General features: G+C 41.2%; 7 protein-coding genes. 1 reads left to right on the forward strand and 6 read right to left on the reverse strand.

Translation table 11 applies throughout. The features are described from left to right. Positions 1-3: 3 nt before the first annotated feature. Complete coding sequence (locus QWZ01_RS09745; protein WP_290323122.1) at positions 4-906, forward strand: VOC family protein; 903 nt, start codon at positions 4-6, stop codon at positions 904-906. Between the two features lie 147 nt (positions 907-1053). Here QWZ01_RS09745 and QWZ01_RS09750 read toward each other — a convergent pair whose 3' ends face one another. The 6 genes from QWZ01_RS09750 to QWZ01_RS09775 form a co-directional block, all read right to left on the reverse strand. Beyond that, the gene (locus QWZ01_RS09750; protein ID WP_290323123.1) at positions 1054-3912 is read right to left on the reverse strand and encodes a M16 family metallopeptidase; all 2859 of its coding nucleotides are present in this window, start codon (positions 3910-3912) and stop codon (positions 1054-1056) included. Positions 3913-4024: 112 nt separating this feature from the next. After that, complete coding sequence (locus tag QWZ01_RS09755; protein ID WP_290323124.1) at positions 4025-5893, reverse strand: protein-disulfide reductase DsbD domain-containing protein; 1869 nt, start codon at positions 5891-5893, stop codon at positions 4025-4027. Between the two features lie 31 nt (positions 5894-5924). Next, positions 5925-6488: a TlpA disulfide reductase family protein gene (locus QWZ01_RS09760; RefSeq protein WP_290323125.1), complete on the reverse strand. Its 564-nt coding sequence runs from the start codon at positions 6486-6488 to the stop codon at positions 5925-5927. A 58-nt stretch (positions 6489-6546) separates the two neighbouring features. Then, complete coding sequence (locus QWZ01_RS09765) at positions 6547-7968, reverse strand: RagB/SusD family nutrient uptake outer membrane protein (RefSeq protein ID WP_290323126.1); 1422 nt, start codon at positions 7966-7968, stop codon at positions 6547-6549. A 19-nt stretch (positions 7969-7987) separates the two neighbouring features. Further along, positions 7988-11488, reverse strand: a complete 3501-nt coding sequence (locus QWZ01_RS09770) for a TonB-dependent receptor (protein ID WP_290323127.1) — start codon at positions 11486-11488, stop codon at positions 7988-7990. Positions 11489-11723: 235 nt separating this feature from the next. Then, positions 11724-12854 (reverse strand): FecR family protein, encoded by a 1131-nt coding sequence (locus QWZ01_RS09775; RefSeq protein WP_290323128.1) that lies wholly within the window; start codon positions 12852-12854, stop codon positions 11724-11726. Positions 12855-12941 lie beyond the last annotated feature (87 nt).

Raw genomic sequence — 12941 nt, forward strand, 5'->3', positions numbered from 1 at the left:
ACTATGTTACCTATCAAACCACACATCTGGTTCGACCAGGATAAAGCCAAAGAGGCTGCCGAATTTTATGCAACCTTAATGCCTGATTCAGCTGTAAGTTATGCTAACCATTTCACAATGGGTGGCGGAGAATGCGAAGTAGTAGAATTTACCTTTGCCGGTCAGCCTTTTTTCGGCATCAGCGCTGGGCACGGGCGCAACATTAATCCCTCTATTTCTTTCATGATCAATTTTGACCTATCACGCGATCCTGACGCTGCAAAGCGTATCGACGAAGTTTGGGCAAAGCTATCAGAAGGCGGAAAGGTATTGATGGCTCTGGATCGTTATCCATTCAGCGAACGCTATGGCTGGGTGAGTGATAAATACGGTGTATCCTGGCAGCTGATCCTGACCAACCCAGCCGGCGAGGAAAGGCCGGTGATTGTACCTTCTCTTCTGTTCACCGAGCCGGTAGCAGGCAAGGCCAATGAAGCTATTGACTTTTACTGTTCAGTATTTAAAGATGGGAAGCGCGGCACCACTGCCCCACGTCCTGAAGATATGGGGCCTGATAAAGCGGGCACACTCATGTTTGCTGATTATCATGTTGACCAAACCTGGTTGGCAGCTATGGACAGTGCCCATGCACATGGTTTTGGTTTTAGCGAGGCTGTATCACTGCTGATTCCTTGCGAAACCCAGGAAGAAGTCGACTACTACTGGTCTGCGCTCACAGAAGGCGGCACACCTGACCAATGCGGCTGGTTGAAGGATAAATTTGGCGTATCATGGCAGGTAGCTTCAACAGTTATGTTTGAAGCCTTGAAAAACGGAAGCCCAGAACAGGTTGCACGTGTTACGCAGGCTTTTATGACAATGACAAAAGTTGATGTTACTGCCTTACAAGAGGCCTACAATGGTTAATAATGTAAAGTGCTGCATGCACTAATAAAGCATAATCCCCCAAAAAATAACACCCTGTAAGTAAGACGACTTACAGGGTGTTTATTAATATTTTTTTCTTTTTCAGTGAAAAATGAATATAAAACAGGTTTAGATTGGACCCGAACTTTATTTAGTATTTCCATCGGCATCAAGCTCCACTATCTGATAACCTAATTTTTGTAATCCGGGCATAACTTTTTCTTTATCACCTACTACTAAAATGGCCATGTGGTTAACATCCAGATATTTTTTTGCCAGATCATTAACTTCATTTTGTGTAATATTCGCCAATATTTTGTTTTGCTCATCAACGTAATCAGCTTTAAGGTCATACTGTTGTATACGGCCTAAAAAAGCGGCTTTTTGGTCATTAGTTTCATATTTCCTTGCATCGCTTTGCCCTATGGAACTTTTGGTAAAAGCCAGTTCAGATGTCGTGATCCCCTTTTCTGCGTAAGTTTTTATATCCTTCACAAATGCCACTACAGCACTATCCGTAGCAGATGCACGTACGCCAGCCGATGCTGTAAAACTGCCGCCGTAGTTACCAGATGCAAAGCCTGAGCTGGCGCCATACGTCCAGCCTTTTTCTTCGCGCAGGTCCATATTTAAATGGCTGTCAAAACTGCCGCCAAGAATATAGTTGGTTAATCCTAAACGATAATAAGTGCCGGTGGCATCAAAGTTTAACCCAGTTAAATATCCCACCCTGATTTCAGATTGAGCAGCATGCGGAATATCCACCAAATAAATTTTATCTCCATTAGCTGCAGGGCCATTGGCCGTTGCTGCAGGAACATCAACTTGTTTGCCCTTCCAATTATTTAAAAATGCAAGTTTGGCTTTAATGGCTGTTTCATTAGCATCGCCAACTACAACTATTGATGTCAACTCCGGAGAGAAATAATTATCGTAATATGCCTGTATATCGGCCAGGGTAATGTTTGTTACAGTTTGTTCGGTGCCCGATAATCCATAGGTACGTACGTTATCTTTACCATACAAAATTTTATTGTATACACTGCTGGCAACACCGGCAGGTTGCGTTTTGGCTATCTGCAAACTCTGAATATCTTGCTTTTTAATACGATCAAACACGTCCTGGGTAAATTTAGGGTGCAATAATCGCTCTTGCACCACAGCCAGTGTCTGATCAAGATATTTGGTTAATGACGACACATAAAATACGGTTTCCTCACCTGAGGTATATATGAAAACGTGGCTGCCAATTTTTTCAAGCATCGCGTTAATTTGCTCGGCAGTATATTTCTCCGTTTCCTCGTTCAGCATTTGCCCAACCATTACTGGTAAACCGGCCTTCAATGGGTCTTTAGCCGCCAGCAAGCCGCCGCCCTTAATTTTTATAGATAAAGAAACAGCAGGTATTTCATTGTTGTAAGTACCTATCATTTTAATACCGTTACTTGTTTTTGCAGTCCAAAACGGTGGTACTTTCACTACTGGATTAGGTCCGGTTGGAGGCTGAATATTGCGGTCGAAATTATCAACAGCTTTGTGATAGGTAAGTTTATCATACCCGTAATCAGGAGCTTTATAACCTTTGCTATCAGATGTATAGTTATCTTTAGCAAGCGGTTGCAATGTACTACCTTTAGGTAAAACGCTTAGCATAACGGCTGCTTTACCTTTTATGTACTGGTTATAAACACGCATTACATCTTCTTTGGTTACCTTACGGATATCATTAAGCTCGCGGCCTATCTGATTAGGGTTGCCTGTAAATGTTTGCGATGCGGCAAGTTCACTTACCTTACCAGAAACACTTGCCACCCCATTGATAAAGTTAGCTTCGGCGCTGCCTTTAAAACGTTCCAGGTCTTCGTCGGTTACTCCTCTTTTTTCAAACTCTGTAAAAGAATCATCAAGTAATTTTTTCATATCGGCCATTGTTTGCCCAAGGAAAGGCATCATTTCTATGGCAATATCACCGGCAAGCTCCGAATTGGTTGAAAACATCTGTGCATCCGTTGCTTTACGGCTCTTGATGAAATTTTTGTACAGTATGGAGTTTTTACCCTGACCAATAATTAACGAAAGCGCATCAAGGGCCGACTGATCTTTATCATACATTTTAACACCGGGGTAATCAATCAGCAACAAGGGCAATTTGGCATAATTATCAGTGAATGATACATACCTGTTACTTGCTAATACAGGTGCCGGCAACGTTACATTTTTCACCTCTGGGCCGCGCGGAATAGAGCCAAAGTATTTTTCAACCCAAGCCAGGGTTTGTTTAACATCTATATCACCACCAATGGTTAAGGTTGCGTTATTTGGCCCATACCAGCGCATAAAGAAACGTTTCAGATCATTGACATCAACCTTATTCAAATCCTCGATATAACCAATAGTTAGCCATGAGTAAGGATGGCCATAAGGGTACAACGCTTTAGATAGTGCTTCAGAGGCCAGTCCATATGGCCTGTTATCATAATTTTGGCCGCGTTCGTTTTTTACGGTTGAGCGCTGAATTTCAAATTTTGGGCGCGTAACTGCATCCAGTAAAAATCCCATACGGTCAGATTCCAGCCACAGCATTTTTTCAAGCTGATTGCTGGGTACGGTTTCATAATAGTTAGTCCTGTCTAAAGTAGTTGAACCGTTCAATGTTCCTCCTACAGAATTTACAGTTTTAAAATGATCACCGCTTTTCACATGGTCTGACCCCTCGAACATCATGTGTTCAAAAAAATGCGCGAAGCCCGATTTGCCTATTTCCTCACGCGCCGAACCTACGTGATAGGTTACATCAACATGAGCAATAGGATCTGAATGATCTTCAGTAAGGATTAGTGTAAGGCCATTTTGCAGTACATATTTCTGGTAAGGGATCACAGTTTCATCTCCCTTTTTTACCACTTTCTCAATTAGTTTTGCAGGTTGCTGCTGCTGCGCTAAAACACCCGATAAGGTGGTGCTTAAAGCCATTGTCCAAATGGCTTTTCCAATATTTCTTTTCATCTATTTTATTTACAGTATCTATTTCTTTTTAGTAAAAACTGGGCATAACTATAGCTTAACCATTTAAATTCAGGGTTGCTATAGTCAGTATGATCTTTAATTATTTACACCGTTACGCTTTAAGTACGATGACCTTACGCTGTGGCTGCATGCATTTTTTATCATTACAGGTTTGGTAATACAGCCCGCATTTTATAGGAGATCCTTTTTTAACATTGGTCATATCCAAATTTAGTTTAAAGGTAACCCGTCCCTCGTAAACAAACACATCGGCAAAACCCGGATAAGGAATACCCGAGGTGCTATCCCACCCGCTTTTACTGCTTTTGGCCCCTTTTGGTAATTCAAGCAATGTTTCGGTTTGGATATACGGACTATTTGCGGGCAGATAAGCATAGATATGCCATCCCTTTAAAATATCTGCTTCCACAATAATGTCTGCATGCTTTTTATCTTCGGCATATTGTAAACTGGCGGTAACGCTTACCGGATCGATCTGTGTAGGGCCGGCGGTTTCCTTTGATTTGGAAACAGCCGCCGATGGATTAGCTTTTATTACCGGATTTTCATAAGTGTTCACCATGAACTTAAAGCCGCCGCTTTCGGTATAGAATAATTTACTTTTATTTTTCTCATACCAATTGCGCCATTCTTTAGCCGTTGTAAATTTTTCATTGGTATAACGATCTAAAAGGCGATGTGCCAATGCATCATGCTCATCTTTTTCTAACAGGCTGATGCATTTTTCAAGCATTTGCAAGCTTCTGTTTGAGATGCCCAGTTTTTGCGCGTCCTCGTCTAACTGCACACTCTGAAAACCGCCCGGATAAAAATACTCGTAGTTATCCCGATAATATTTTACATATAATTTAGTATCGGTACCAAATTGCTTAACCAGGTCTGCTCCTTGCCAGTCTTTCAAATAATCTTCAAAGCTTTGTACGTCGTTTGTTAAGGTCATCTTTAAAAACATTTCGTTTCCTCGGCCAATATCTACACCGGATGCCTTTAATGCCCGTATGGAATCCTGCATTCGTTTTAAGCGCTCGTTACCCTCTTTGCGGGCTATTAACGATCTTTTATACAGATCCTCATCGGCACGGTAAATTTTCTCGTCAATTTCTTCACGGGTAGCTTGCTGTACTTTTTTTACAATGGGTATCTTTTTGTCGAACTTATTGATGTAGCAAATGGTGTTTACAAAAACCTTGTTTGCCTCGTCAGTCATATATTCCGGAGAAGCTGCAAAGCCCCACATAAAATAATTACCATGCCTACCCAAGGCAACGGCTTCAGCATTTTTAAGGCATACCCCGCCAGATATCACCTCTGCATCCGGCGAATCGGCAAAACCTTCTCCATGGGCAACCATACCAATTAAATAAGGCTTCTTACGGTCAAATCCTTCGGTCACTACCCGCCACATGGGCATAGTTTTAGGAGTAGTGGCTCCTTGAAAACCATTAAAGAAACCACCGGGTGTAGGGCGCGTTACCATGGTTAAATTAACCTTATTAGGTGTATTAAATATTTCATGCTGGGTTTTAATGTTGAGCGCGTCATTTTCAAGACATTGGCAATACCAATCAAATTTAAGGCCGATGGGGATACCAATATCCGGAGCTACGGCCGCTATCAAAATAGCCGGGCGGTTAAAATTGACAGGTAAATTAACCGGGTAGGCATCAATAATGGTTACATCAACATCATCAGACATTTTGGAGTTGTAATCTCTCCAGTCTACCGTTTTTACAACGGTGAAGTTTTTCTCCAGAAAGCTTTTAAAGGCCGGCATCCGGGTTTTATAAAATTCTTTGTACCGGCTTTCGCTTGGCATATACCAAACAAGCTTAGCCGGCATGGGTTTCTCCGGATCGTAGCCTACATACAGCACCTTTAAGGGTATTTTATTTCCTTCTGATGCATGAACGAGGTTTCCGCACAAAGCAAAAACCAGCAGGAGCAACATGATTTTTTTCATCTATTTTGTTTTTAATGTGATAAATGGTCTTTTAATATTTAAATGCGGAGGCAAGTGCCCTATCCAGATCATCGTCTGTAGTATCATTATCGCCATAACGGCCAATGATTTTACCGGATGGATCAACCAAAATTTTGGTTGGCAGCGATTGAATTTTGTACAGCTGATGCAGGTCTTTGGTATTGGCCAAACTTTTTTTATTTGCTGTGGTTTTTCCGGCCCCTCTGAGTACCTGGTGAAATATACCTGTGCTATCTGCTTTTACTGCATTATGCCATTGCTGCAGGCGCGTATCATCATCAGATACACCAATAATGTCAAAGCCCTTCGCATTATATTTATGGTACAAGGCCAATAAATGCGGATTGCTTTGCCGGCATGGTATACACCAGCTGGCCCAAAAATCAAGTAATAGATATTTTCCTTTAAAATCGCTTAGCTTTATTGTTTTGCCGTTGATGTCAACAGTAGTAAAACCGGCGGCCTGTGAACCTGGCTTACCGATGGCCTGCGCTTTGCAACTATTTATTTTAAAGCCGCTGAAAGCAAAAATTAATGCAGCTACAGCTAACAGCCTGATTGTTTTTGATTGCATATAATTGATATTAAATAATAGCAGCTTACAAGGCTGCTATTATATTTACATTAATTTATTATCTCTGATAACCAGGGTTTTGATCTCCGAAATTTATATTATTTACAATTTCAGAATGCGGGATGGGTAAAATGTACTGTATTTGGTTGGTAATGGTTGGCCTCAGTGTTTTTACAGTATTAAAAGGTAATCGTAATAATGCAAGCCACTCTATGGCATCTTCACCAACAAAGCCTCTGGCATATTCATAATAAAGCTGTACCAGCAAGGCATCGGCTGTTGTTACATTATCAATAGCGGTAAAATCTGTTATACCCGCTTTGCCCATTATTGTTTTCAATAAAATTTTTGCTGCAGCAATATTGCTGCTGCCAGAGCGAACAGTAGCTTCGGCAAGCATCAAATAAACTTCAGACAGCCTGAAGGCATAGGCAACCTCAGATAGCGAGGTAGGTTGTAAAACAGGTTGTACATACTTAATAAAATAATAGTTCTTGTTGCTTTTAACCGCCGGGCCAACAACCCATGCCCCACGCGGGTCAGTTGCCGGATACAGGTCTTTCAATGCTTGGGTTGCCTGATAAGGGCTTGATGAGTTGGTGAAGGCAAAGTCCTGGCTGGTATTATTATTCATAAACTCCTGGTTAGGCTGCGGCTGTACGGCGAGCATTACCTCACTGCTTTCCTGGCCTTTGGTGTAAAAAATATCCTTTTGGTTATCTTCCAGTACATACGGGCTGCTGCCGGTAATGGTATTGCCAAGCGTAACGGCATCGGCATAATCATTCCCGTTGCCCCTGCTTAGCAATACGCGCATTTTAAGGGCCATAGCTGTCCATTTATTAGCATAAATGACTTTGCTTGTTGCAGCACCATTAGCTATAGCATAATCCAGATCGGCAATAATGAAATCGTAACTATCCTTAACAGATGAGCGCGGTTTATTAATGTTGGTTAAGTTATTAAACTGATCTTCCAGGATTATTCCGTATTTACTGGTGATATCAAACCATTGGCCAAAAAAGGTTAATAATTTAAAATTAGCATAGGCTCTCAAAAAGCGTGCTTCGGCAAGTATCTGCACTTTGCGGACGCCTACAAACTTGCTATCAGCAACTGTTTGCACGCCTGAGATAACACCATTCGCGGCATTAACCAGGCGATAATTCCGGTCCCACTCACCACCAAAAGTAGTATTGTTGAAATTATCTACCTCTTCATTGATACTACCGGAGCCATAGGCTATATAGCCTGCTGCCATTGAACCAAAAACTTTGTTAGCCTTCCAGTTAGTTTGTGAGTTATCGCCATTGGCAAAAACATAATAAACACCATTAAGTGCCACGTTTGCCGAGGGCTGATCGGTTATGGCATTGCCTTCAACCCTGGCATTTTGTGGTAATGCATCCAATTGTTTGTTACACGAAGTATTAATCAACACTCCGAATGCTACTAAAGCGTATAAAAATATTTTTTTCATCTTTTGAATAATCAAATTGTTAAAAGCCAACCCGCACACCTATAGTATAAGTTTTGGTAGTAGGATAACCACTATTATCGCTGTAACCGCTTATTAAGCTATAAGGATCGTTACTAACTTCCGGATCATTACCGGGATAGTGAGTTATTGTGAATACGTTAAGCGCCGATACATAAATTGATGCTGCCTGTATTTTAAATTTATCCATCAGTTTTTTAGGTAGTTGATATGACAGCACAACTGACTTTAGTTTGATGTAAGAGGCATCATATATATTGTTGCTTGATAAAGAAGCAACCGTGTTACCCTGATAAATTAACCTTGGCCTGTTGGTATTGGTGTTTTGCGGCGTCCAGCTTCCTAAAACTGTGGTTTGCTTGTTGCTCAGATCGTTAATAACCTGGTTGTTGAAATCAGACAGGTAAAATATCTTCCCACCGGATGAAAAGGTAAATAAGGAGATCAACGATATGTTTTTATAAGTAAATGTATTGGTATACCCCCCTGTAAACTTAGGGGCTGCGTTACCGATTACCAGTTCACTTGTAGGGAAACCACCAAGCGGGTTTATCTCATACATCGGATCGCCAATGTTCAGGTATGGAGATATAAATTGAGCTAAAGTAAATTTGGCTTTGTAAGCCGCTAACTGCTCGGGTGTTTGAATAATGCCGAGGTAGCGTGAACCATAAAACAAACCAATAGGTTGCCCTTCGCGGATGATGGTGTTACCTATATATTGAGATGATTGGTTAGGGTCTGAAAAATCTTTATTGATGTTAGTTACCAGGCTTCGGTTAAAGGAGAAATTGACAGCACCATTCCAGGTAAAATTCCTGCTTTTCAGCATATCGCCCCTAAGGTCTATCTCCAGGCCACGATTTCTTATACTGGCCAGGTTAGATACTACGCTGCCATAAGCAGAGCTCGGTGCAAGACTTTCGCCGAACAACAAGCCTTTGGTTCTTTTTTCGTATACACCAACCTCGCCCAATAAGCGCGATTTAAGAAATGAAAATGTAATACCCGCATCCTTTTGTAAGGTTGATTCCCACTTGATGGAGTTATTACCCAACTGCGATGGGAACAAGGCATTAGTACCTCCATAAGTGCCCGGAGAGTATAAAGTACGGAACAGGTGATCGCCAATATTCTGCGTACCTGTATAACCAATACTTGCACGCAGTTTAATATCATCAATCCATGAAGCTTTTGACATGAATTTTTCCTGCGATAAGCGCCATGCTACACCACCTGATGGAAATATAGCAGTTCTGTTGGTTTTCGGAAATTTTGATGAGGCATCTGAACGACCGGTAAATGTAAACAGGTACCTGTCTTTAAAAGCATAATTAGCACGAGCATAAAAGCTTAACAGCGAGTTTTGCCCTGCCGAAGATGTTGAAGGTAAGGTTACCGCTGCCGACGAAAGATCATTAAGTACAAAATCATCAGGAAAATATTGTCCCTGAGCTAAAAACGAGTGATTGGTATCTTTTTGCCATGAAGTACCGGCTACCACATCAATGCGATTATCTTCATTAAACTCCTTGTTGTAAGTCAGCGTGTTCTCAAATAGCTGTGATACTGTTTCTGTTTGTCCCTGTGCTGCTATGCCTCCGTTTGAATAGCCATCGTCACCATCATTGCTGAGCGCGTTACCCGGCGCGTAATTTCTTTGATGATACTGATTGTAATTAACAGATGCCACGCTTCGGAATTTTAAATTCTTCAAAATGTCATACTCAAGTGCAAGAGATCCTAATAAAGAAGCTATTTGTCCGCGATTGATGCCATTTAACAACGCCAGCGGGTTCCTTATCCCACTTGATAATGCCGCACCTGTAGATTCATTAGTGAAAGTATTAACGGACCCGTCGGGATTGTAAGGTGCATATGTTGGTGGTGCCAAAAGCGCTTGTTTGTAGGCTCCATTGGTAAGGTTTTGCGTTGTAAAACCGTAATCAATGTTGGTAATGGTGCGTAACTTGGTAGTAATATTGTTATCTAAATTAATTTTGCCGGATATGCGCTGAAAGTCGGTTCCGCGTATTGTGCCCGTCATTTTAGAATAGGAAAGCGAAGTATAATACCTGGAATTTTGCCCTCCACCGCGTACTGAAAGATCTGCATTTTGTGTAACACTCGTACGTAATACCAAGCCAAGCCAATCGGTATTGGCGTTGCCCAAAAAGTTAGGGTTATTTACTATACCTGTAGCTATCTGTTCTGCAGGCCGGCCTACCCTTTTTTGCTCGGTAAGCAAGTTTTGAGCAGCTTCCTTCATCACCATTCGGTACTGATCGGCATTTAAAAGATCAAGCTTTTTAGGGTCAGAGAAACCAACGCTGTAGTTACCCTCTAAAATTGGCTTCTGATCATATTTACCTTTTTTGGTATTGATAATAATTACACCGTTAGCTGCTTTTGAACCGTAAATAGCAGTGGCAGAGGCGTCCTTTAAAATATCTATTGATTCAATATCATTGATATTGAGTCCACCAAGGCTATTTAAACCACGTACAAATGCATCGCTAACGGCTCCGCCTGCTATATCACGACCGGCAATGGGATTCACCACCTCGGCTGAATTTTGAATGTATTTGTTTTGAATAGTTACCTGAACCCCATCTATAATATACAGCGGATCATTACCGCCAAGAATAGAGGTACCGCCACGGATACGGATTTTAGCCACCCCACCCGGTGAACCGTCTGATTGTACAACCTGCACACCGGCAGCTTTACCTGCCAAAGCCTGATCAAGCGTGGCATAAGGCACATCCCTGATCTCCTTAACATCAACAGATGATACAGAACCGGTAAGATCCTTCCTTTTTGTGGTTCCATACCCAACTACAACAACCTGTTCCAGCCCCGAAACTACCGGATCAAGACTCACATTTATTGCTGTTTGCGAATAAACGGTAACTTCTTTGTTTTTATAACCGAGGTAGCTGAATATCAGCACATCATTTTGATTTGCCTCAACGTAATAACTTCCATCAGAATTAGTTGATGTTGCCTTATTCACATTTTTACCACCTTTAGTAACCCTCACAATAACCCCTGCCAGTGGTTCTCCTTTTTCATTACTTACATTACCCCTGATACCTAACGAAATCTGTAAACTCTTTTTCAGCGCGTCAAAAAGTGAAGCATTCTTTTTTTGCACCACTATAGTTTTATCGATGATAGAATAATTTAAGGGTTGATTAGCAAAGCAACTGTTTAAAACATCCTCAAGTGCAGCGTCTTTAAAATTAACATCTACGGTGTTAGCACTCCGCAGATCCTGATCGTTATAAAACATGCGATAACCGATTTGTTTTTTAATGATCTTTAATACCTTCTCAAGCGACGCGTTTTTTTCATTTAAAGTAACCCGCTGGCTAAATGCGCGCGCACTTACCTGGGTAAAGCCTATTATCAATAGCAATGTAGTTATTTTCATAACCAGCAATATTTTAGGGGGAAGCCATACTTTGGGCATGGCTATAGAGATAGCGTTTAATTTCATTACTTTTGTAAACGTTTGGGTTAATGTTCGTTAATCTGTGATTCAAATAGTTTAAACTCCTGCTTTGTGCTGAAACTTAAGGCAGGAAAAGGGTTTAGCTCAAACATATGCCGGGAAGTGTACCACCACTTTTCGGCTTTTTTTATGAGTTCCTTTTAGGGTGAGGTTAAAGCTGGGATCGTAAATATCTAATCATCTTTTGAATGTTAAGGGGGTTAATATTTAGTTGTAATAGTTATTCTGATTTTACAATTATTTTTTTGCCATCTATTTCAAAGCTATTTCCGGTATAGCTCAGTATTTGGAGCAACTGGGCAAGGCTGCTGCTTCGGGAAATACTACCGGTGAATGTTTTAAGTGGCTTTTGATTGTTACTGTAGCTTATCTCTACATTGTACCACCGGCCCACCTGGCGCAAAATAGATTCAATACTTGCCTTATTAAATTGAAATAAACCGCTTTTCCAGGCTAAAACTTCGTCCATATCTACTTGCTCAACTACGTTGATATTCGCACTGGCCATGCTATTGTTTACCTGTGCCTGCTCTCCTGGAACCAGCAAGGCAGTTTTATCAAGATGTGTTACCTTTACCTTGCCTTCAAGTAAGCTGGTTTTCGTAGCTGGCTCATCGGTATAGGCATTCACGTTAAAATGTGTACCTAAAACCTCAATAGTTTGCTGATTAACAATCACCTTGAATGGTTTAGCAGCATTGTGTGCTACTTCAAAATAAACTTCACCTGTAATTTCAACCTTACGTTCGTTGCCTGCAAAAAACGCGGGATATTTGATTGATGAGGCTGCATTGAGCCAAGCCCTGGTACCATCGGCCAATACTAAAAGGTACTGCCCGCCACGAGGAGTGGTCAAAGTGTTATAGGCTGGTGTTTTAGAGGTGCTATCATTGTTATGATACACCAGTTTACCGTCATCGGCTTTATTGATAAGAGCCTGGCCCTCATTCGTCACTCTGCCGCTCGGGGCATTTTCTAAAACAATATTTTTTCCATTAGCTAATGTTAATATAGCCTTATTACTACCGGGAGCCACATCGTGTTTATAAACCACCGAATAATTGGTAATCTCTTTTCCAAAGAATAAGAGATAGGAGCCAACAGATAAAAATATGAGGACAATTGCAGCCGCGGCAACTTTAAGCCATAAATTACTTTTAATAACTTTAGCAGCAGGCTTGGGTAAATTGCTCCAAATTTCTTGGCCTATTTCCTCAATCCTCTCTTCAGAAAGGTCAAATTTATTAGGCTGATACTGAAACAACCATTGCTCCACCAATGCCTTTTCGGCATCTGTACAGTTTCCTGACCTGTATTTTTCTAATAGTTCTTTAGCTTTTTGGTATGACATAGCATCAAGCAGCTTTAATATTTACATTATTTAAAGCTATGACGAGGAACCCCATGCCTAACATGTAGACAAAACATAAAAAAAAAT

Source organism: Mucilaginibacter aquaedulcis, from assembly GCF_030409325.1.
Taxonomy (GTDB): domain Bacteria; phylum Bacteroidota; class Bacteroidia; order Sphingobacteriales; family Sphingobacteriaceae; genus Mucilaginibacter; species Mucilaginibacter aquaedulcis.